Genomic DNA, 20,179 nt, shown 5'->3' with positions numbered 1-20,179 from the left:
CCTCCCTGTGAATTCCCCCCCCCGGCAAATTCGAGGGAATGCTTCAGGGCCGCGCCCTCAATCGATGGGCTCGACCCGCACGTCGACCGCGAGGCGCTCCGCCCCGCCTCCCACGTAGATCGTGCCCGAGGTCGGCGTGGCGTCCACGTAGTTGCGCCCGACCGCGACGCGGATGTGGTCGGTCTGCGTCAGGATGCCGTTCGTCGGGTCGAAGCCCTTCCACCCGATCTCCGGCAGGTACACCTGGACCCAGGCGTGCGAGGCCTCGCTCTGCCGCTGGTTCTCGTGCTTCGGCCCCGTGTAGATGTAGCCGCACACGTAGCGCGACGGCACGCCGAGCAGCCGCGTCAGACAGATGAACAGGTTCGTGAAGTCCTGGCACACGCCGCGGCGGTTCGCGTACACGTCGAACGCCGTCGTGAACAGGTTTGTCGACCCCTGCTTGTACTCGTACTCCTCGAAGATCGACGCGTTCAGATCGAGCAGCGTGTCGAGCAGATCGTAGCCGTTCCGCTCCACGAAGGTCATCGCGTACTCGATGAGCTCCGCGAGCTCGCTCTCCGCCAGCTCCGGCGGCAGGAGGAACGGCTGCAGGATCTGGCGCTGCCACGGCATCCACACGAGCGGGATCGTCGACCGGGCGCGCAGCGGGCGGAAGCTCAGCGGGTCGGTGTCGAGCAGCTCCACCCGCGACCTCGACTCGATGACGAGGTCATGGAACGGCGTGTCGAGCAGCACCCGCCGCGCGCGGTTGCCGAAGACGTCGTCGTACTCGCGGTGCTGGCCCTCGACCGACACGTGGATCTCGTTGTGCAGCAGCGACTGCATCCGGTCGTGCGCCGGCGTCAACCGCAGGAGGTGCGTGCTGCGCTCCACAGGGGTCGCGTAGTGGTACGACGTGCGATGCACGACCTGGAAGCGGCGGATGGCCGCGTGCACGGGGCGGCGGACCGGGCGCGACGAGAGCGGCGGCACGGAGGCCGACGCCTTGCGCCGGTCGGTGCGCGGGGTCGCCGTGGCCCGCAGCGCCCCCTGCCGCAGCACCACGAGGTGCCCCGGCGGCACGCGCTTCCAGGACGCCGGCCGGCCGCCCGCGTGGACCTTGAGCTCCTCGGACGACACGATGACGCCCTTGCGGCTCTTGACCCCCCGGCGCGTCAGGTCGACCTCGAGATCGTCGTCCCCGAACGCGAGGCGCTCGTACGGCGGCAGCACCTCCCACAGGAACGCGTCCCCCTCGCGATCGCGATCCGCGTAGACGACGAGATCGCGGCCGTCGGCCAGGACCGACGTGAGGGGGCCGTGCTCATTCATCTCGTCGAACCAGTCACGCAGCACCGCCGGATCGATGTCGCCGATGCTCCGGAGGCCCTCCGACGCCATCCAGCGCAGGAGCTCGCACAGGATGAGCTCCGTGTCCGTCGAGCCGACCGGCTGGAAGAGCGATTTCGGATCGACCTCGATCCGATCGACGAGGCTGCCGCTGTGCGCGAACAGCCAGTCGCGCCCGCCCCAGCTCCGGCTGAACGGCTGCGTGTTGGCGTCGTTGACGCTGCCCCACGTCGCCGTGCGGATGTGCAGCACGAGCAGCGACGACTCGAGGTGCTCCCACGCCTTCACGAGCTCGCTGCGGATGCTCCCCTGCGGCGGCGCCGGCTCCTTGAGCACCGAGGCGCTCGGCTCGCCGCCGGGGTAGTAGCCGATGCCCCAGCCGTCAGGCAGTTTGCGCCCGGGGCGCAGGCAGGTGAGATCGAAACAGGGGGCGAGCTCGCCCTCGAACGACATCGCGAGGAGATTCGGCATGGGTGCTTCGGCGACTCTGGCGGCTACTGGCTCGTGATCGTGGGGGTACTGTCGGGCGGCTCGTAACCGAGCAGCTCGCGACCGATACCGTCGCAGATCATCGCCGTCTCGTCGACCACATGGGTGAGCGCCGCGTGGACCGCCATCGGATCGAACGGCTCCGTCGCCCTGTCGGCCACCCACTGGTGCAGGAGGTGGAGCCGCTCCAGGCTCTCGCCGCCCGGGAGCGCCACGCTGTCCGGCGGCCGGATCTCGCAGAGGCGAGCGAACGCCGCGTGGACGCAGTGCCGGATCGAGCGCGGGAAGCGCGGCTCGTACAGGAGGAACTGGGCGACGGCCTGCTCGGTCACATGACCCTGGTTGAGCTTCATGAACGGCTCGAACCCGGAGCAGGCGCGGAGGAGCGAGAGCCAGAGCGCCGTCTCCACGACCCGGTGCTGCCTGCGCAGCGCGCCCTGCGCCTGCTCGCTCACCTCCGACGGCGGCGGCGGCGGCAGGTTGGTCAGGGCGTGGTGGTGCACGTCGAGCGTGCGCGCGGTCTGGCCGACGCGCTCGAGCAGCACGCCGAGCCAGATGAAATCGAGCGGCGTGTCCTGGAGCATCGTGCTCTGCGTGAGCCCGAGGCAGAGCTGTGTGATCTGGCGTACGCGCCGGTAGAACGCGTAGCGGCTCGACCTGAACTCCTCCCGCGCCTCCTCGCCGTTCACCCAGAGGTGGAGCTCGTTGACCGTCTCCCACGTCTCGAGGCTGACGACCTCGCGGATGGACCGCGCGTTCCAGCGGGCGGCCGTGATCGAGCGGCGGAGGCTCGTCGTGTTGTCCTCGTCGAAGCTCATGTAGCGCTGCACGAGCTCGCCGTCGGCCGCGGCCTCCTCGCCGTACTCGGCCCCGAAGTGCGCCTTCTGCCCGGCCACGATGATGACCGGCAGCCAGCACTGCTGCGCCGGGATCTCGGCGTCGAGCGCGAGGTTCTGCGTGACGGCGAGGATGCGGGCCATGTTCTCGGTCCGCTCGAGGTAGCGGCCGAACCAGAAGCAGTGATCAGCGACGCGGGAGATCACGTGGCCTCCGGGGGGTCGGAGCCCGGCGCCGCGCCGGGAGGGTCGTTGTTCGCGGCGGCGGGGCCCGCGTCGGGAGCGCCGACCGAGGGCGCGCGCTGCGCGCTCTCCCCTGGGCCCTTCAGGACCCAGGTGTCCTTCGAGCCCCCGCCCTGGCTCGAGTTGACGACGTACGAGCCGGCCACCAGCGCGACGCGCGTGAGCCCGCCGGGCAGCACCCACGAGCCGTCCCGGCCCGTCAGCACGTAGGGGCGCAGGTCGAGCCGCCGCGGGACCGCGACCTTCGCGGTCGGGTCCCAGGTGGGGCTCGTCGAGAGCTCGATCCTGTGCTGCGCGATGTAGCGGCGCGGCGTCGCCTGGATGCGCGCGCGGAACTCCTCCCGCTGCGCCGCGGTCGACTGCGGCCCCATCAGCATGCCGTAGCCGCCGGCCTCGTCGACGGCCTTCACGACGAGCTGGTCGAGGTGGTCGAGCACGTAGCGGCGATCGTCGTCGCGCATGCACAGGTAGGTGGGGACCTGATCGAGGATCGGCTCCTCGCCGAGGTAGTAGCGGATCATCTCCGGCACGAAGGGGTACACGGCCTTGTCGTCGGCCACGCCGTTGCCGGGCGCGTTCGCGAGCGCGACGTTGCCGGCGGCGTAGGCGCGCATCAGGCCGCGCACGCCGAGCAGGCTATCGGGGCGGAAGGCCTCGGGGTCGAGGAACGCCTCGTCGATGCGGCGGTAAATCACGTGGACCCGGCGGGGGCCGCGCGTCGTCCGCACGAAGACCTGGTCCTGATCGACGAACAGGTCGGGCGCCTGCACGAGCTCGAGCCCCATCGTGCGCGCGAGGAAGCTGTGCTCGAAATAGGCCGAGTTGTACGGCCCCGGCGTGAGCACGACGGCGCTCGTGCCGCTCGGGGGCACGGGCGACACCGAGCGGAGCGTCTCGGCGAGCCGCGCCGGGTAGTGGTCGACCCGCTGCACCCGCGCCTTGTCGAGCAGGTGCGGCAGCACGCGCTTGCTGATGAGCCGGTTCTCCAGGACGTAGGAGACGCCGGACGGCGTGCGGAGGTTGTCCTCGAGGACGCGGAAGGTCCCGTCCGGATCGCGGATGATGTCGACGCCCGCGATGTGGATGCGCACGCCGCCCGGGGGCCGCAGGCCGTGGACCTGCTTCAGGTACTGCCCGGAGCCGAGCACGAGGTCCCGGGGGACGCGCTCGTCCTTGAGGATGCGCTGGTCCCCGTAGACGTCGTCGAGGAAGAGGCCGAGCGCGCGGACGCGCTGCTCGAGGCCCCGCTCCATGTGCGCCCAGTCCGCGGCGGAGAGCATCCGGGGGACGAGGCAGAGCGGGAAGATCTTCTCCGCGCCGCGCTGATCCGCGTAGACCGAGAACGTGACGCCCTGGTTGAGCAGGGCGAGCTCCGCGAGGTGCTGCGCGCGCGCGAACTCGGTCGGCGCGAGCGCGCCGAGGAGCGTGGCAGTGCGCAGGAACTCGGGGCGAGGAGCGCCGTCTCGACCAAACAGCTCGTCGTAGGCGCCGGGGAGGGGAGTGTAGCCGGCAAAGAGGCCGGCACCCGGGTTCTCTACCAACACTGGAGTGAAGCTACAGCTGGACGGCCCTCGAGGTCCATGGGCCATTTGCGGTTTCTGCCGCGATGGAGGCAGTGCCGCGGGCGGCGGATCGCCCGGGCCTACTCGGCGTCGAGGATCTCGCGCTCTCTGGAGCGCGTGAGCTCGTCGACGGCGGCCAGGAAGGCGTCGTAGTCGATGGGCTTGGGCAGCACCCGAGCGACACCGAGACTCTTCGCGTCATGTTTTGAAGACGCGGATGAAACAATGACTGGTATACGGGCCGTCTTCTCGTTGTGCCGGAGCGCGGTCAAGAGACCCCACCCGTCCATCACCGGCATCATGATGTCGACGACGAGCAGATCCGGCGGCGCGATCTGGTCGAGCAACGCCAGCGCCTCCTCGCCGTTCGAGGCGCAGCGCACCTCGTAGCCGCCCTCGCTCTCCAAGATCATGCTCACGACCTCCTGGATGTTCGGCTCGTCGTCCACGACGACCACGAGCCTGGCGCGGCTGTTCGGCGCGCTCGATCGTGTTCGTGCCTCTGCGTTGCGCCGCACCGTCCGACCTCCGAGCGTATCCACCAGCATGCCGTTCTCCCCCGCGCTCTTAGGACCCGAATTTCAGGAATGAACGAGAGTATTCCCCACGCGCTCCGTTCCGTCGCTGCGTGGAATCCAAGATTGAAAGCTCAGGAGACTCCCGAAAGCGGCGACGTCCGCACGCCTGCGTCATTACGCCCGCGTCACGAGCGGGCGCGCGGCGCGACCGGGACATCCGTCTGCGAACGCCGCGAACGCCCCTGACACGCGGGCGTCCGCCCGCGCGGCCTCGCGGACGCCAGAATGTTGGCCATTCCCGAATTTCCAGGAAGCGTCCCGCGCGTCGTTCCTCGCCTGTTCGGTGCTCCTACTGCCCCGCGCTCTCCAGATCTGCAGTGGCGTCGTGGTAAGCGCGCGTGACGTCGGATTCGTCAAGGAAGCCTACGATCTTGCCCTCGGCGTCGGTCACCAGGAGCTCCCGCACGCGCAGCTCCAGCAGCACCTGGAGCGCGTGGTGCAGATCCTTCGCTTCGTTCACCGAGGCGGGGCTCGCCATCATGTCGTGCGCGATCGCGAGCCCCGAGAGCTCGGGGCTCGTCGCGGTGGCGCGGAGGATCTCGGCGTCGATGGTGCCGATGACCTTGCCGTCCTCGGAGATCACGGGGAAGGTGTCCTGCCACTCGCACGCCGCGATGCGCTCGACGACGATCGAGGCGGGGGTCCGCGCCTCGAACGACACGAACGGGCGGCTGCGGACGACGATGTCGGCGACGCGGACGCTGCGGAGCACGTCGACGATGAGCTCGCCCTGGTGCGCCGGGGACTCGCGCTTCGTCGCGACCTGCGCGCGGTACAGGGCGCTGTGCCTGAGCGCCACGAACGCGATGCCCTCGCAGAGCATGAGCGGCACGAGCAGGTCGTAGCTGCCGGCGAGCTCGCAGACCATGACGAGCGAGGCGATCGGCACGTGCGCGAGCCCGCCGTAGAACGTGCCCATCCCGACGAGCGCGAACGCGCCGGGGTCGATGCGCGGGTCGCCGAGGAGGAGCTCCGCCGCGCGCCCGAAGGCGCCGCCCGTGAGCGCGCCGAGCACGAGCGAGGGGCCGAAGTCTCCCGCGCTGCCGCCCGAGCCGACGGTGAGCGAGGTCGCGACGATCTTCGTGGCGAGCAGCACGAGCAGGAGCTGCACCGCCGTCCACCCGCTCGGCAGCCAAGAGGCGCCGGTGATCGCGATCTGGGCCGCCCCGTAGCCCGCGCCGAGCATCCCGAACCCCTGCCCAGGCCGGTCGAAGCGCGGCCCGAGCAGCATGAGCAGCGGGGTCACGAGCGCGCCGAGCGCGAGGCCGCCGAGCGCGGGCTTCGCCCAGGCCGGCAGCCGGATCCGGTGCACCGTGTGCTCGACGGCGTGCAGCGTCCGGAGGAACACGGTGGCCACGAGCGACACGACGAGCGCGAGCGCGGCGTAGAGGGGGAGGTGGCTCGGGATGAACGGGTAGCGGGGCGCGTGCGCGAAGAGGGTCGACTCGCCGAAGAAGTAGATGAAGACGGAGTACGACACGACGCTCGCGAGGATGGAGGGGACGAGCGCGTCGGCCTCGAAGTCGTCGCGGTGCAGCACCTCGACGGCGAGGAGCGCGGCCCCGAGCGGCGTCCGGAACACGGCCGCCATGCCCGCGGCCGCGCCGGCGATGAGCAGGATCCTCCGCTCGCGCGTGTCCACCCGGAGGGCCCGCCCGATGATCGAGCCGATCGCGCCGCCGATCTGCATGGTCGGCCCCTCGCGCCCGCCGGCCCCGCCGCAGCCGAGCGTGAAGATGGACGCGAGCGCCTTCACCACCGGGACGCGCCTGCGGATGTTGCCGCCCATGTGGTGGAACGCCCGGATGAACGCGTCGCCGCCGCCTCCGCGGGTCTCGGGCGCGAGCGTCGTCGTGAGCAGCCCGCCGACGAGCGCGCCGAACGCCGGCATGACGAGCACGAGCCAGGGCCGGAACGCCCCGATGTGCGCCCTCGCGAGCACCGCCTCGCCCTTGGCGCGGAGCGGCGCGTAGCCGGTGACCGCGATGAAGAGCTCGTGCTCGGCGAGCTCGAGGGCGGCGAAGAACAGCGAGCCGGCGACGCCGGCCGTCACGCCGACGAGGATCGCGTGGAGCAGCACCCGACCGACGAGCTGGAACGCGATGAGCCCCCGCGTGCGGCTGCGGGGGACCGGCGTGCGCGTCGCCGCCGTGCGGCTCGGGCGTGATGGGGAGTGCTCGCGGGACTGCATCATGATCTCGTGGCCCAGAGCTTCCCCCGTCGAGCGATGGGCCTGGCAGGAGCGGTAGCATCCCTGATCTTCGGCGGGTTGCCGCCTGAAATCGCCGCCAGGATCCGCGTCCCTCGAGGCGTCCTCTCGACATCGGCTTCCGATCGGCGCTCCCGCGCTCCATGAGCGCGTAAGGAAGCCTGGCGCGGGCGCGGCCTCCGGTCCCGCCCGAGCCCGGACGAGGTGGAGTCATGACGACCGATCGGAACACCGCCGAGTACGGCACCCTCATCACCGGAGACGCGAGCGTCACGATGGGCGACGCGACCGTCCAGACGACGGACGAGAGCGTCCGCACGACCGCCGAGACCGTCGTCACGCCGGTGGTGGCGCTCGACCTGGCCGCCGAGATCCTGGCGGGCACGCTCGGTCCGCTGATCGACGACGATTACGTGCCGGGCAAGACCCGGTTTCGGGACGTGCTCTGCGACCGGATCGACATTTCCCAGCTCGAGGCGGAGGAGCTTGTCGACGACATGGAGCGATCCGGGCGGATCCGCTTCATCGGTGTGGCAGAGGGCCGGGGATGGCAGATCCAGCAGGGCGCCGGTGTGCGGTGATCGCCGTAAGCTCAAGGAATCCGCGCTGGCCGGTGGTGCCTGATGAAACAATTCCCTTGCCGGCGTACTCGACTCATGGCCTACGCTGAGGCGTGTATGGAGGACGGTACGAAGCCGCGCAAGGCCGTGGTCCCGAACGCTCCGCCCGCTCCGCTCGTGATCGTGGCCGGCTGTCCTGCTGAGCTCGTCGCCGCCTGCCGGGAGGCGGGGGCTCGGCTCGGGGTGACCGTGCGCGAGTGCGATCTGCGCTCGCTCCGGCCGACGATCGCGGCCTCGCAGCCCTATGCCGTGATCGTGATGGAGGATCTGTACCGGTTCGATCGGGAGGCGTTCGACTCGATCACCCGCCAGGCACCCGCGTCGCTCGTGCGCATCGATCGCCGGGAGGTGCAGGACGAGGCGGCGCGGCGGCTGCTCATCGACGCCATCATCGAGTCGGCGGCGACCGAGCCGAGCAGCGGGATCCGGTCCATTCTCACGTGAAGCGGCCCGACGCGACGGCGCGCGGCCAGAGCAGAGGGGGAGAGCCACCGCCACGAGGCCAGGCGCGAGGAAGAGAAAATCTCTTCTCTCTCGGCGTCCTTGGCGCTCTTGGCGGTTCGATCTTCCGGCGCGCCGCCGACGGGCGCGCCGGCGTCAGGGCCGGCGCTTCATGCCGGGGAGGGTGGCCTTCTCGGGCGGCGGCTCGAGGTACTCGATCTGCTCCGCGGACATGATGCCGTACTTCGGGTTGGCGGCCGCGCCGCCGGTCGACTTCGTGAACGTGACGCCGTAGGTGCCGGTGACCTTCACCTTCGCGCCGACGGCCGGGATCGGGTTCGGCAGCTCCTGGCCCCAGAACTCGTCCGTGAGCTTCGCCTCGTTCTCCTTGCCGCGAGGCGCTTTGTCGATCGCCTCGATCATGCTGTAGATCTGCGCGAAGTTCGAGGCCCAGCCCATGACCTCGATCACGTCCTTCGCCTCGCCCTTCTCGTCGGCGATCGCGAAGCTCGGGACCGGCGCCTTGCAGTCCGCCGCGTCGCCCTTGCCGGTCTTGTGCACGGCGCAGGCCGGGGCCTCCGCGAGGTTCGTCTTGACGATGTAGCCGACGATGGAGAGCTTCTTGCCGTTCACGTCCTCGAAGTGGACGCGGCTCCGGAGGTCGTGCGTGACGCCCCAGACCGTGTAGGCGTCGCCCTGCTTCTTGTTCTTCGCGGGCAGCGTCGGCACCGCGGGCAGGGTCGCTTTGCGGCCGCTGAAGGCGGGCTTTGCCTGGTAGGGCTGCTCGTCCGTTCCGCACCCTGAAGTGCCCGCGACGAGGAGGATAGCGGCGAGGAGGGTTCGACCGAATCGGGCGTTCATGGCATCTCCAAGGTCAGCGTGACGGGCACCTCCAGCAGGAAAGATCCAGCGCTGGAATAGCCCTCGGACAGCGGTGCGCCGCGTGCGGGTCAGGCGCCTCTCGCATGCGCGCGCGGCGGCGGAAACGGCTAACACGGCCGCGAGTCGATCGTAAAGAGAAACGGAGACGTTCCCCTCTCTTCACCTGTCGGCGCGAGGCAGCGCACCGCGGCGGAGGGCGGCAGAGCGCGGCGGAGGGCGGCAGAGCGCGGCGGAGGGCGGCAGAGCGCGGCGGACCGCTGCCGGGGCGGCGCCCGATGGCGGGGCGCGAGAAGCGCGAGAGGCGCGAGAGGCGAGCGCGGCCGTGACCCGGCTGGCTCGCTTGCGTGCGGCTAGGCGAGGCCAGGCGAGGCCGGATCAGGCCGGGCCACGCCTGGCCGTGCCAGGTTCAGCGGCTCTCCGCGGCGTTCTCCCCGTCCCAGGGTTGCCCCGAATACGCGAAGGACGCGTTTCCGCTCTTCGCGATGGCAACATCGATCGAGTACCCTCTCCGTCCCATGCGCGAGACGACCCTGCGCGCCGCTTTCGAAGCGTCGAAGGTTTTGGTGATGATCCTTGCTGGCGGCGAGGGCCGACGGCTTGGCCCGCTGACGCACGACCGGGCGAAGCCGGCCGTGCCGTTCGGCGGCCGCTACCGGATCATCGACATCGTCCTCTCGAACTTCGTCAACTCCGGCCTGCACCGCATCAAGATCCTCACGCAGTACAAGAGCGCGTCGCTAGACGAGCACATCGCCCGAGCTTGGCGCCTCTCGCCGATGCTCGACAGCTTCATCGAGACCGTCCCTGCGCAGCAGCGCACGGGCAAGAGCTGGTTCAAGGGGTCGGCGGACGCCGTCTACCAGACCCAGCACGTCATCACGGACGAATCGCCCGAGCACCTGTGCATCTTCGGCGGCGACCACGTCTACAAGATGGACGTGCGCCAGATGCTGCACGATCACCTGTCGCGCGACGCGGAGGTGACGGTCGCTGCCATCCCGGTGACGAAGGAGGAGGCCCGCGCCTTCGGCGTCATCGAGTGCGACGAGTCGGGGCGCATCATCGCCTTCCACGAGAAGGTGCAGGATCCGCCGAGCATGCCCGGGAGGCCGGGCATGTGCCTCGCGTCGATGGGCAACTACATCTTCAAGACGAAGGCGCTGCTCGACGTCCTCGAGCACGACGCCGCGACCGAGGACAGCGCGCACGATTTCGGGCGCGACATCATCCCGCGCATGGTCCAGAGCGGCAGCCGCGTCTACGTCTACGATTTCCACGAGAACCATGTGCCCGGCGAGGACGAGGGCGCGGGGTACTGGCGCGACATCGGGACGATCGACGCCTACTGGGCGGCCCAGATGGATCTCGTCAGCATCCAGCCGGCGTTCAATTTCTACAACCCGCGCTGGCCGATCCGGACCGGGATCAGCCACGACCCGCCGGCCAAGTTCGTCTTCCGCGACGAGGCGAACGCGCGCGTCGGCATCGCCACGGACAGCCTTGTCTCGCTCGGGTGCATCATCTCCGGCGGCAGGATCCACCGGAGCGTGCTCTCGAACCGGGTCCGCGTGAACTCGTTCAGCCACATCGAGGAGTGCGTGCTGTTCGAGGACGTCAAGATCGGGCGCCACGTCAAGCTCCGCCGCTGCATCATCGACAAGGACGTCGAGATCCCCGCCGGCGCCGAGATCGGCTTCAACCTCGAGGAGGACCGCAAGAAGTGGTTCGTCAGCGAGGGGGGGATCGTCGTGATCCCGAAGCGCGCCAAGATCGACTCCCCCTGACGCACCTGGCCGCGGTCCAGCGCGGCGCGCAGCGTCCGCCCGCGCTGCGAGCGCGGCCGGAACGCTCGCCGGCCGCGGCGGCACCGTCCGGGCGCTCGGCATCCAATCGGCTGAAATTACAAGGAAAATTCCCGATCGCAGCGCGCGGCGGCCGCGATGGGCTCGCCGGCGGCGGGCCGCGCGGTCCCGCCGCGTCCGGGGGAACGGCGCGAGGGCGCTCCCCCATGAAACGGGCGTCCCTGCTACCTTGGGTAGGAGATGCCGCGCACGATCATCATCGGTGACGTTCACGGCTGCCGGGATGAGCTGGCGCGGCTGATCGAGCACGTGGGCTTCGCGTCGGGCGATCGCGTCGTCATGGTCGGCGATATGATCGTGCGCGGCCCCGATCCGTGCGGAACGCTCGATCTGCTCCGGGAGGTCGGCGCGATCTCGGTGCGGGGCAACCACGAGGATCGGCTGCTGCGCTGGCGCGCTGGGCGGAGCGATCCTCGCGGCGAGCCGCTGGGGGAGCTCTCGAAGGAGACCGCGCAGCAGCTGCGCAAGCGGGACTGGGCGTGGCTCGAGACGCTGCCATACTGGCTGGATCTGCCGGAGCACGGGCTCCGTGTCGTGCATGCGGGGCTGATCCCCGGGCTGCCGATCGAGCGACAGGATCCGCACACGTTGATGTACGTGCGCTGTCTCGGTCGCTACGGCGAGCCGGTCGAGCGCCGCGGGGGCAAGACGCTGTGGGGGCAGACGTACCAGGGCCCGCCGCACGTGGTGTTCGGTCACAACGCGCGGAGCGAGCCGCAGATGCACGCGTGGGCGACCGGGATCGACACGGGCGCGGTCTACGGCGGGCGCCTCACCGCGATGGTGCTGCACGAGGGCGAGGGCGTCCCGCCGCCGGCGTCGCGCTCTGAAGTCCTCGTCTCGGTCCCGTCGCGCCGCCGCTACGTCGGCCGCTAGAGCCGGGTGTGGAAATGCTCCGTCTGTTCCAGCGGTTCCGCGCGATCGGCCGCGCCTCTCCGCGGGATTTTCGCTAGGCTCGCGGCCGCGCCGCGGCCGCTCTCCAGGCCGGCGGCCCGTCATGGAGCAAGCCAGGTGGAGCCTCGATACCCGTTCGTTGCAGTGGATGTCCCCGAGCCGGAGGCCGACGAGATCGGCGCCCTGCTCTTCGAGCTGGGCGCCAGCGGCGTCGAGCAGCGCGACGAGCAGACGCTCGTGCGCGGCGCGCGCTCGGGCCAGGTGACGCTCGTCGCCAGCTTCGACGATCACGGCGAGGCGATGGCGGCCATCGCGGCGCTCGGGGACCTCGAGTCGCCGCTCGCCGCGCGGCTCGAGGAGGTGGTGGGCGACGCCTGGCGCGACGCGTGGAAGGAGCACTTCGCGCCGTTCGCGCTGACGCCCACGATCACGGTCGTGCCGCCGTGGGCCGAGCGCGGGCCGCAGCGCGAGGGCGAGCGGGTGCTCCTGCTCGAGCCGGGCAGGGCGTTCGGCACGGGGCTCCACGCGACGACGGCGCTCGTCGCGGAGCTCCTCGACGAGCACGCGGCGGAGCTGCGCGGCCGCGAGATCCTCGACGTGGGCACGGGCAGCGGCATCCTCGCGCTGGTCGCGCTGCTGCTCGGCGCGGCGCGGGCGATCGCGATCGACAACGACGAGGACGTGATCGAGGTGGTCCTCGAGAACGCGGCGCGCAACGGCCTGGAGGGCCGCATCGAGGCGAGCGCCGGCGTGGTCGAGGGCGTGACGCGGCGGTTCCCGTGGGTCGTCGCGAACATCGAGGCGCGGGTGCTGCGGCCGCTCGCGCCCGAGCTCGCGCGCGTGCTCGAGCCGGGCGGCTGGCTGATCCTGTCGGGCATCCTCGAGAGCGAGCGCGACGATTTGATCGCGCGGTACACGTCGTTGCCGCGCCCGCTCGCGCACGTCGCGACCCGGCCCGACCCCGCGACGCCGGGCGGCGATCGCCGGGCGGGGCGGGGCGACGCGGGCGGCGAGGGCTGGGTGGCGCTCCTGTTCCGTGCGCCGGACGGCGCGGCGTCCTCGGCGGGATGAGCGGCCAGGGGCTCTTGCGGGTGCCGCTCGGCGCGATCGAGGCAGGGGTGATCGCGCTGCCGGCCGAGGCGGCGAGCTACGTCGTGCGGGTCCACCGCCTCCGCGAGGGGGATCGGTTCGTCGTGTTCGATCCGGAGCTCGGGGTCGAGGCGGACGCCACGCTCGAGTCGGTCGGCCGCCGCGGGGCGGAGGCGCGCATCGACGCGCCCCGCCCGGCCGCGCTGCGGCCAGGCCGGCGCGTGACGTGGATCCAGGCGGTGGGCAAGGGCGACAAGATGGACGCGGTCGTCCGCGACGCGACCGAGCTCGGGGCGACGCGGATCATCCCGGCGATCTCGGCGCGGAGCGTCGTGCGGCCCGCCGAGGACAGGAGCCAGCGCTGGCGCCGGATCGCGGTCGAGGCGGCGCGCCAGTGCGGGCGCGGGGACGCGCCCCGGGTGGAGGCGCCGATGAGCCTCGCGGCGGCGCTGGCGGAGGCGCGGGCGGCGCCGTCGACGGAGGGGGGCGCGCTCGGGATGTGCCTGGATCCCTACGCGGAGACGCCGCTCGGCGCGCGGCTGGCCGCGCTGTCGCCGGGCATGGAGGCGGCGTTCGCGGTCGGCCCGGAGGGCGGGTTCACGCCGGAGGAGCTCGGCGTGTGCGCGGCGCTCGGGTTCGAGCGGGTGCGCCTCGGCTCGCTGACGCTGCGCACGGAGACGGTGTGCGCAGCGGCGCTCGGGGCGCTGATCGCGGTGGGCGACGCGCGCGCGGGGTGATGGGCCGGCCCGCGGCGAGCGGCGCGGTGGTCCGTCATGGCCGTCGCGCCAGGGGCCCCTTTGCCGGAGGTGCGGCGCCGTGGATCGCGGCGTTGCTCGGCGCGCTCGGGGTCGCGCTCTGCGCGTGCAGCACGACGGCAGACGCTCCGATGGGGACGCGCGCGCCGGCGCGCGACGGGGCCGCGCTTGGTCCAGGGGAGCCCGGCATCTTGCCTGCTGCGCCGCCCCCCGCCGTCGCCGCGGCCGCGACCGCGGTCGCGTCCGCGCCCCCCGAGCCGGCGCCGTGGCCCCGAGCGCGCCCGCCGCGTGTCGAGACGGACTGGTGCATCGACGGCGTCGACGCGCTCGACGAGGAGACCTGCTACGTGCTGCCCGACGCGCCGACCCGGACGCTGCTGCTCTATCTCCACGGGATCGTCCCGCCGGGGAAGGAGAGCGAGCAGAAGACAAACGTCGAGACGGTGGTGTCCCGCGCCGCGCGGCGCGCGGGCGTCGCCGCCCTGATGCCGCGCGGCAAGGTCGGCCTCGCGCCGAAGGGCTACGCGAGCTGGCGGGGCTGGCCGACGGGCGGGCGGGCGTACGAGGAGCACGCCGCGCCGCTCGTCGCGAAGTTCGCGGAGAAGCGGAGGAAGCTCGAGGAGATCGCCGGCGCCCCGTTCTCGCGGCTCTACGTCGCCGGCTCGTCGTCGGGCGCGTACTTCGTCGCGGCGCTCGCGCTGCGCGGCGGGATCGACGCCGACGGCTTCGGCGCGATGTCCGGCGGCGGAGGTCACGCGACGCCCCAGCTCGCGACGCTCGCGCCGAGGCCGTTCTACATCGGCTTCGGCGCCCAGGACACGGTGGGCGGCTCGGCCCGCGCCCTCGCCGGCCTCCTGCGCGGTGCGGGCTGGCCCGTGCGCGTCGCCGAGCACCCGTTCGGGCACGGCGCGAAGGAGGTGTACCTGGACGAGGCGTTCGCCTTCTGGCGCGAGCACGAGGGGCGTTAGGGCGCCGAACAGGTCGAATCTCGCCTGAATTCAATAGGACGGACCACCCGCCGTAGACGCAGGGGAGAGAGTCGGAAGGACACGGAGTGCGGGAGGGAGAGACCGCAAGAGCGCGAGGAGCGCGAGGGAACAGAGTAAAATCTATTCCCCTCTTCGCCTTGCGTCCCTTGCGCCCTCGCGGTCCTCTTCCCATCCGCTGATTTGTGCGACGTGGAGCCAGTCGCCACGCCCTCCGGGCGGGCCGGCGAGGGAGATCACTCGCCGCGACCGAGGAAGTCCATCAGCCAGGTCATTGCCGGCCGCATGGTGCCGTCCGGGTACAGGAGGCCCGTGCTGTCCAGCCAGGTGGAGCCGACGACGTAGCCCCAGAGGGTGATGCCTTTGACGGCGCTGTGGTTGTAGAACATCGTGAACTGCTCCTCCATCACCCTGCGCTGCTCGTCGTCGTCCGCGAGATTGATGTCGTACTCGGTGATGTACACGGGCAGGCCCGTGGCGGCGAGCCTGTCGATGTAGCCCTTCACGGTGCTGGTGTCGATCTTGTACGTGTTATGGGCCTCCGCGCCGAGGCCGTCGATCGGGGCGCCCGCCTTCAGCGCTGCCTTCACGATCTCGACGAAGTGGTTGTGATCGCTCTCGTACTCGATGTTGTTGTAGTCGTTGAGGATCAAGGTCGCGTCCGGGCAGAACTCGCGAGCCCACTTGAAGGAGTTGACGATCCAGTCATAGCCGCTCTCGCCGCGGCCTCCGATGGCGTTCATGAAGGGAGGCGTGGTGTGGGGCGGCGGCTCGTTGACGACGACGATGTACTTCGTGTCGGGGTACCGCTCGCAGAACGCCTGCATCCAGTCCCTCACGGCCTGCCGCTGCTCCTCCGCGGGGAGGCTCGTGAGCCAGGCCGCATGCGCGGCACCCCACACGAAATGCTGTTGCATGAAGGGGATGCCGTTGTCCTGCGCGTACTCGTAGATCGCGTCGAGCCTGCTCCAGTCTCGAACGCCGCGGGTCCTCTCGACAGAGGGCCACTTGCCCTCGTTCTCGGGCGCGATCTGGTTCCAGTACTGGATGAAGCCGTCGCGCACCTGGCCCTTCGTCGTGATGTTGCCGACGAACTTGCCGGTGCTGCCGATCGAGCCACCCGACCCGTCGCTGGAGCCGCCAGCCCCGGAGCTGCTCGGTCCAGCGCCTCCAGCGCCTCCGGCGGCTCCGGTGCCTCCGGTGCCGCCGTGGCCGGAGCCGCCCGTACCAGAGCCCAGAGCGCCCGTGCTGCCCGTGCCGGCTCCGCCGGCGCCCGTTGCGCTGGCGCCATGGCCCCCGGCTCCCGTCGTGCCGCCCGCGCTCGACGAGCCGCTCGGGCCATCGTCAGCCTTGTCCACCTTGCCAGAGCAGCCAGAGAGGGCCGCGATCCCGACCGCGATCGAGATCGTGCCGCACAGCCATCGAGAAGAACGGTTCTTGTTCATGCCAACCACCCGCAAGCTGAAGGATCGTGACCGGTGACTCGTGGAGCGGGAAAGCCGAGGGGAGCAGCGCGAGGTAGAGAGCATGCGCCCAGCGCCACGCACGCCAGGCAGACCGGCCCCTGGAGTTGCCGTCCCCCCCTCGGATCTATCACGACCACGTGCCTTGGAGCGATCCTCCACGGTCACGAGAGCGGGCGAAGCTACATCGGCTTCGGCGCCCAGGACACGGTTGGCGGCTCGGCCCGCGCCCCCGCCGGCCTCCTGCCCGGCGCGGGCTGGCCCGTGCGCGTCGCCGAGCACCCGTTCGGCCACGGCGCGAAGGAGGTGTACCTGGACGAGGCGTTCGCCTTCTGGCGCGAGCACGAGTGGCGTTAAAGCGCCGCCGTGATCGCCGAGCACGACGGGCCCGGACGCCGCGAGCCGCGGTCCCCCTCGGCGCTGCTTGCGACGAGCCTCTTACACTCGCTCGGGTCTCGCGGTAGAACGCCAGATACGTCAGGTAAAAGAGCATGATCTACAGATTCCCAACCTATGTGCCCGGCATTGCGCTCGCCATCGCGGTCCTTGCTGCGTCGATCGGCGCGCTCCTGCTGTGGAGGCGTCAGCCGCTGACCATTGCCTTGATCGCATTCGGGGTCGCTGCGGTGGCGGGTGGTGTCTTCGCGCCGATGCTGGCGATGGATCGGGTCGTCCTCGACGACGAGAAGCTGGAGCAGACGACAGGTTTCTGGTTCGCGCCGACCGTGAAGGGATTTCGTTTTGCTGATGTCGCGACCATCGCGATCGGCACCACCAGGGATAGGAAGAATCGCGAGGTCGAGGTGTGGCGTGTGAAGGGGAGGGATGGCCAAACGCGAGAGATTGACCCTGGTGACCTCTGGGAGATGAACGGCCAGGACATCATCCGGCGCCTACGAGAAAAAGGGATCGAAGTCAGGTGATGAGAAGAAGCCCGCTCGTCTCGCGCTTGGTGTCGGCGACCGTCGCCGAGGCGCCAAAGGTCGCGCGGCGCCTGAAGCTTCAGCCGAGCCACGCCGCCGCGAGCGCCAGCAGCCGCGCGTTCTCGGGGACCTTCTCGAGGAAACACCGCCGGATCTCGGCCTCCGGGATCCGGTCCGCGCGTGCGAGCAGGTCCGCGCGCGCCGCCGCCAGGGCCGCGCGCGCCTCGTCGGTCGACCCCGCTGCGTGGAGCGCCTCGGCGTGCACCAGCGTGAGCTCGGTCGCCTCAGGAGGCCTGAACCCGAGCGCTTGCAGGCGCGCCACGAGGTCCTCTGCGATCGCCGCGGCCTCGGCGGAGCGGCCCTGGGCGAGCCTCACCCGCGCGAGCACCGACCTGGCCCAGTCATGGGCCAGCGAGGGCATCGCGAGCCCCTCGATCCCCGCGAGCGCCTCGCGCTCGGCCGCGACGAGGTCGCCGCGCCGGCAGAGCAGGCTCGCGTGCAGCACGCGCGTCAGTCCCCCGAAGAACCGATCGTGCCGCGCCGCGAGGGTGCTGGCGAGGTCGGCGATATCCGCGATCGCCTCGTCGAGCTGGCCGCGCGCGCAGCGCAGGACCGCGCGCCACCACCGGGCAATCTGTCCGCTCAGGTCGGCGCGGGGGGCACCTGCCTCCCGCGTAGACGCGCCCCCAGCACAAGATGGGCGGCACCTGTCTCCTGGAGGAGGCAACTCCAAGAAAGATCGGTGCACCTGTTTCCTGGTATAGGCTCCTCCACGCCGGAGATGGGTGGCACTCGTCTCCGGGGGGGCGTGCCTCCACAAAAAGACGAGTGGCACCCATCTCCGCGGTGGACGTGCCTCCAACAAAAGACGGGTGCTACCCGTCTCCAGGTGGCACCTGGAGCTGCACGATGTCGCCCATGCGCCAGCGTCGCCTGCTCCCTGAATTAAGATCGGCGAGCGGGCGCGATAAGCACGCACGGGAGAGGTACGCGGCGAAAGTCCAACGCGACGCCGCTTCATGTGCTCGACTCGCGCGCCTCCCGCCGGGCAGCGCTGCACCGCAGACCAGCATGCCGATCGCTCGGACGTGGGCTTGAGACCGCGGGCGTCCCGCGCTCCGCCGCCTCCCACGCGTTCCGCGTGTACCGCGACGCTGCCGAGCTCGACACCTCGCTCGACGAGCTCGGCGTCCTGCCGTGATCGGTGGCCGTCAGGCGGCGAGCGCTTCGTGGACCGCGCGGGCGAGGGTGTTCAGCCCTCGATCCACCTCTCTGCCAAGGTGGACGCGGAGCGCGCGCCGGCCGCGCGACGAGAGGGTCGCGAAATCGCCGAGCGCCTGCGCCTGCTCGACGATGCCGAAGGTGAACGTGTAGCCGGGGATGGGCAGATCCTCGGGCTCGTCGGCGGTGATCTGCAGATACTCGCCGGTGCCCGGCCCTCCCTTGTACATCTGCCCGGTCGAGTGCAGGTAGCGCGGCCCGAACTCCACGCAGGTCGCCACGTGCCGGTGATCGCGCACGGCGCGCCGCATCTCCTCGAGCAGGCGCTCGTGCGCCTCGCTCCGATCGACCCACGCCAGCAGGGCCGCGTAGTCCCCGGGCGACAGGCGCGCGAAGTGGGCGCGCAGATAGCCGCGCAGCGTCCGATCGCCGGCGGCGCCGCGCTCCAGCGCCTCGCGGTTCGCCGGGTCCGCGTAGAGCGCGAGCCCAGCGTCGGCGAAGAACGGCGCGTCGTCGGGCAGCTCGCCGGCCTGGTCGTAGGCTTCCATCCGCTGCCGCGCTGCGGTCTTGCTCGCCTCGACGTCGGGCTGATCGAAGGGATTGACGCCCAGGATCGAGGCGGCGACGGCGGTGGCGAGCTCCCAGCGATAGACCTCCTGGCCGAGATCGTACGCGTCGGTGAGCGCGATACGCACGGTGGGCTGCCCGGCCGCCTCGAGCTCCGCCACGGCGGCGTCCTGCCCGCGATCGAAGCCGCGGTCGAGGCGCAGGTAGACAAAGATCCGATCGCTCCCGTAGACCTCTGCGCGCCCGAGCGGCTCGCGATCCACGGGCAAGAGGCCGGTCGCACGCTTGCCCGTGGACTCGGCGAGGAGCTGCTCGATCCAGGCGCCCAACGCCGCCATCGGCGGCGACGCGACGATCGTCACCTTGTCGCGCCCCGCCTTCGCGGCCGCGCCGAGCGCCGTGCCGAGCACCACGCCCGGGCAGTCGCCGGGCGGCGTGCTCTTGGTCGAGGCCCCGACCATCACGGCGGCGCGCTCGAGCAGTAGCTCGACATCGACCCCCATCACCGCGGCCGGCACCGTCCCGGGGCTCGTGAGCGCCGCATAGCGCCCGTCGATGCCGGGGACCGTATGGAACGTGTGCGCGTAGCCGCGCAGGCGCGCGCGCCGCGCGAGCGGAGAGCCCGCGTCCGTGACCGCGACGAAGCGCGAGGCCGCCGGGAGGGATCCCAGGCGTTCTTCCATGAGCTCGTGGAAGAACGCCTCCAGGAGATCGGTCTCCAGCGTCGTGCCGGACTTGCTGGAGACGATGAAGAGCGTCTTTTCGGGCACGAGCCGATCGACCACCGCGGCGATCTCGGCGGGATCCGTGGAGTCGAGCACGGTCAGGGCGGCGTGCCCGGTGGCCACCGGGAAGCTCCGCGACAGCACGTCCGGCCACAAGCTCGCTCCGCCCATACCGAGCAGGACGGCGCGGGTGAGGCCGCGATCGCGCACCTCGTCTTCCAGCGCGCGCAGACGCGGCAGGTTCGCCTTTTCGTGGAAGGGCGCTTCGAGCCAGCCGAGCCAGCTCGGCTCGTCGCTCCGCGTCCAGAGCGCCGCGTCGCGCTCGTGGATCCGCCGGAGGCCATCCGCCGCCTGCCACTCGGCGAGGGTCTTCGACGTGGCGAGCTCGAGCTCGCGGGGGAGGTGGAGCCGCACCGGCCGGGGGATAGCCGCGGCCGTGCGAGCAGCGTGTGATCGGCGTTTCATGCTGCGGCCACGCGGCAGCAACCTCAATGCCCGCTGT

18 protein-coding genes are annotated in these 20,179 nt (G+C 71.1%); 9 read left to right on the top strand and 9 right to left on the bottom strand.

Translation table 11 applies throughout. From position 1 onward, the window contains the following. Positions 1-57: 57 nt before the first annotated feature. From WME90_RS37230 to WME90_RS37210, 5 genes are all read right to left on the bottom strand, one after another. Complete coding sequence (locus tag WME90_RS37230; RefSeq protein ID WP_437276824.1) at positions 58-1,803, bottom strand: class II glutamine amidotransferase; 1,746 nt, start codon at positions 1,801-1,803, stop codon at positions 58-60. Between the two features lie 23 nt (positions 1,804-1,826). Then, the gene (locus WME90_RS37225; protein WP_437276823.1) at positions 1,827-2,864 is read right to left on the bottom strand and encodes an alpha-E domain-containing protein; all 1,038 of its coding nucleotides are present in this window, start codon (positions 2,862-2,864) and stop codon (positions 1,827-1,829) included. Continuing rightward, positions 2,861-4,489 carry a circularly permuted type 2 ATP-grasp protein gene (locus WME90_RS37220; protein ID WP_437276822.1) on the bottom strand — a complete coding sequence of 543 codons (1,629 nt, stop codon included), beginning with the start codon at positions 4,487-4,489 and terminating at the stop codon, positions 2,861-2,863. Before WME90_RS37220 ends, WME90_RS37225 begins: the two co-directional genes overlap by 4 nt. 53 nt (positions 4,490-4,542) lie before the next feature. Beyond that, a complete protein-coding gene (locus WME90_RS37215) occupies positions 4,543-5,010 on the bottom strand; it encodes a response regulator (RefSeq protein WP_437276821.1) in 468 nt (155 codons plus the stop codon). Positions 5,011-5,329: 319 nt separating this feature from the next. Continuing rightward, positions 5,330-7,234: a chloride channel protein gene (locus WME90_RS37210; RefSeq protein WP_437276820.1), complete on the bottom strand. Its 1,905-nt coding sequence runs from the start codon at positions 7,232-7,234 to the stop codon at positions 5,330-5,332. 227 nt (positions 7,235-7,461) lie between these two features. On the opposite strand from WME90_RS37210, the gene WME90_RS37205 reads away from it, so the two are divergent. Continuing rightward, positions 7,462-7,830 (top strand): hypothetical protein, encoded by a 369-nt coding sequence (locus WME90_RS37205; RefSeq protein ID WP_437276819.1) that lies wholly within the window; start codon positions 7,462-7,464, stop codon positions 7,828-7,830. Positions 7,831-7,926: 96 nt separating this feature from the next. Further along, positions 7,927-8,313, top strand: coding sequence for a hypothetical protein (locus tag WME90_RS37200; protein ID WP_437276818.1), 387 nt, complete (start codon positions 7,927-7,929; stop codon positions 8,311-8,313). Between the two features lie 153 nt (positions 8,314-8,466). Here WME90_RS37200 and WME90_RS37195 read toward each other — a convergent pair whose 3' ends face one another. Continuing rightward, positions 8,467-9,171, bottom strand: a complete 705-nt coding sequence (locus WME90_RS37195) for a hypothetical protein (RefSeq protein ID WP_437276817.1) — start codon at positions 9,169-9,171, stop codon at positions 8,467-8,469. A 536-nt stretch (positions 9,172-9,707) separates the two neighbouring features. Here WME90_RS37195 and glgC point away from each other — a divergent pair. The 5 genes from glgC (at position 9,708) to WME90_RS37170 (ending at position 14,760) form a co-directional block, all read left to right on the top strand. Then, entirely contained in the window at positions 9,708-10,976 is a 1,269-nt protein-coding gene (gene glgC, locus WME90_RS37190) for a glucose-1-phosphate adenylyltransferase (RefSeq protein ID WP_437276816.1), read from the top strand. A 258-nt stretch (positions 10,977-11,234) separates the two neighbouring features. Then, positions 11,235-11,930 carry a metallophosphoesterase gene (locus WME90_RS37185; RefSeq protein ID WP_437276815.1) on the top strand — a complete coding sequence of 232 codons (696 nt, stop codon included), beginning with the start codon at positions 11,235-11,237 and terminating at the stop codon, positions 11,928-11,930. 135 nt (positions 11,931-12,065) lie between these two features. Then, positions 12,066-13,019 (top strand): 50S ribosomal protein L11 methyltransferase, encoded by a 954-nt coding sequence (locus WME90_RS37180; protein ID WP_437276814.1) that lies wholly within the window; start codon positions 12,066-12,068, stop codon positions 13,017-13,019. Beyond that, positions 13,016-13,774: an RsmE family RNA methyltransferase gene (locus tag WME90_RS37175; protein ID WP_437276813.1), complete on the top strand. Its 759-nt coding sequence runs from the start codon at positions 13,016-13,018 to the stop codon at positions 13,772-13,774. Before WME90_RS37180 ends, WME90_RS37175 begins: the two co-directional genes overlap by 4 nt. Next, the gene (locus tag WME90_RS37170) at positions 13,774-14,760 is read left to right on the top strand and encodes an alpha/beta hydrolase (RefSeq protein ID WP_437276812.1); all 987 of its coding nucleotides are present in this window, start codon (positions 13,774-13,776) and stop codon (positions 14,758-14,760) included. Before WME90_RS37175 ends, WME90_RS37170 begins: the two co-directional genes overlap by 1 nt. A gap of 254 nt (positions 14,761-15,014) precedes the next feature. Here the strand turns inward: WME90_RS37170 and WME90_RS37165 are convergent, their stop codons facing one another. Beyond that, positions 15,015-16,223, bottom strand: a complete 1,209-nt coding sequence (locus WME90_RS37165) for an endo-1,4-beta-xylanase (RefSeq protein WP_437276811.1) — start codon at positions 16,221-16,223, stop codon at positions 15,015-15,017. A gap of 33 nt (positions 16,224-16,256) precedes the next feature. Between WME90_RS37165 and WME90_RS37160 the strand changes: the two genes are divergently transcribed. Further along, on the top strand, positions 16,257-16,598 hold the full coding sequence (locus WME90_RS37160) for a hypothetical protein (protein WP_437276810.1): 342 nt from the start codon (positions 16,257-16,259) through the stop codon (positions 16,596-16,598). A 134-nt stretch (positions 16,599-16,732) separates the two neighbouring features. After that, positions 16,733-17,164, top strand: coding sequence for a hypothetical protein (locus WME90_RS37155; RefSeq protein ID WP_437276809.1), 432 nt, complete (start codon positions 16,733-16,735; stop codon positions 17,162-17,164). Positions 17,165-17,243: 79 nt separating this feature from the next. Here the strand turns inward: WME90_RS37155 and WME90_RS37150 are convergent, their stop codons facing one another. Together WME90_RS37150 and WME90_RS37145 are read right to left on the bottom strand one after the other, a co-directional pair. Further along, a complete protein-coding gene (locus WME90_RS37150; protein ID WP_437276808.1) occupies positions 17,244-17,669 on the bottom strand; it encodes a hypothetical protein in 426 nt (141 codons plus the stop codon). Between the two features lie 706 nt (positions 17,670-18,375). Then, positions 18,376-20,142 carry a bifunctional transaldolase/phosoglucose isomerase gene (locus WME90_RS37145; protein WP_437276807.1) on the bottom strand — a complete coding sequence of 589 codons (1,767 nt, stop codon included), beginning with the start codon at positions 20,140-20,142 and terminating at the stop codon, positions 18,376-18,378. Between the last annotated feature and the right edge of the window lie 37 nt (positions 20,143-20,179).

The sequence above is a fragment of the Sorangium sp. So ce375 genome (assembly GCF_051473855.1).
GTDB lineage: Bacteria > Myxococcota_A > Polyangia > Polyangiales > Polyangiaceae > Sorangium.
The sequence above is the reverse complement of the archived record's forward strand: the minus strand, read 5'-3'. Positions and strand labels throughout refer to the sequence as shown.

What these genes read in the sequence shown, in the direction of transcription:
- WME90_RS37230 (WP_437276824.1), bottom strand. Translation starts at nt 1,803, where the DNA reads ATGCCGAATCTCCTCGCGATGTCGTTCGAGGGCGAGCTCGCCCCCTGT.
- WME90_RS37220 (WP_437276822.1), bottom strand. Translation starts at nt 4,489, where the DNA reads ATGGCCCATGGACCTCGAGGGCCGTCCAGCTGTAGCTTCACTCCAGTG.
- WME90_RS37215 (WP_437276821.1), bottom strand. Translation starts at nt 5,010, where the DNA reads ATGCTGGTGGATACGCTCGGAGGTCGGACGGTGCGGCGCAACGCAGAG.
- WME90_RS37210 (WP_437276820.1), bottom strand. Translation starts at nt 7,234, where the DNA reads ATGATGCAGTCCCGCGAGCACTCCCCATCACGCCCGAGCCGCACGGCG.
- WME90_RS37205 (WP_437276819.1), top strand. Translation starts at nt 7,462, where the DNA reads ATGACGACCGATCGGAACACCGCCGAGTACGGCACCCTCATCACCGGA.
- WME90_RS37200 (WP_437276818.1), top strand. Translation starts at nt 7,927, where the DNA reads ATGGAGGACGGTACGAAGCCGCGCAAGGCCGTGGTCCCGAACGCTCCG.
- WME90_RS37195 (WP_437276817.1), bottom strand. Translation starts at nt 9,171, where the DNA reads ATGAACGCCCGATTCGGTCGAACCCTCCTCGCCGCTATCCTCCTCGTC.
- glgC (WP_437276816.1), top strand. Translation starts at nt 9,708, where the DNA reads ATGCGCGAGACGACCCTGCGCGCCGCTTTCGAAGCGTCGAAGGTTTTG.
- WME90_RS37185 (WP_437276815.1), top strand. Translation starts at nt 11,235, where the DNA reads ATGCCGCGCACGATCATCATCGGTGACGTTCACGGCTGCCGGGATGAG.
- WME90_RS37175 (WP_437276813.1), top strand. Translation starts at nt 13,016, where the DNA reads ATGAGCGGCCAGGGGCTCTTGCGGGTGCCGCTCGGCGCGATCGAGGCA.
- WME90_RS37170 (WP_437276812.1), top strand. Translation starts at nt 13,774, where the DNA reads ATGGGCCGGCCCGCGGCGAGCGGCGCGGTGGTCCGTCATGGCCGTCGC.
- WME90_RS37165 (WP_437276811.1), bottom strand. Translation starts at nt 16,223, where the DNA reads ATGAACAAGAACCGTTCTTCTCGATGGCTGTGCGGCACGATCTCGATC.
- WME90_RS37155 (WP_437276809.1), top strand. Translation starts at nt 16,733, where the DNA reads ATGATCTACAGATTCCCAACCTATGTGCCCGGCATTGCGCTCGCCATC.
- WME90_RS37145 (WP_437276807.1), bottom strand. Translation starts at nt 20,142, where the DNA reads ATGAAACGCCGATCACACGCTGCTCGCACGGCCGCGGCTATCCCCCGG.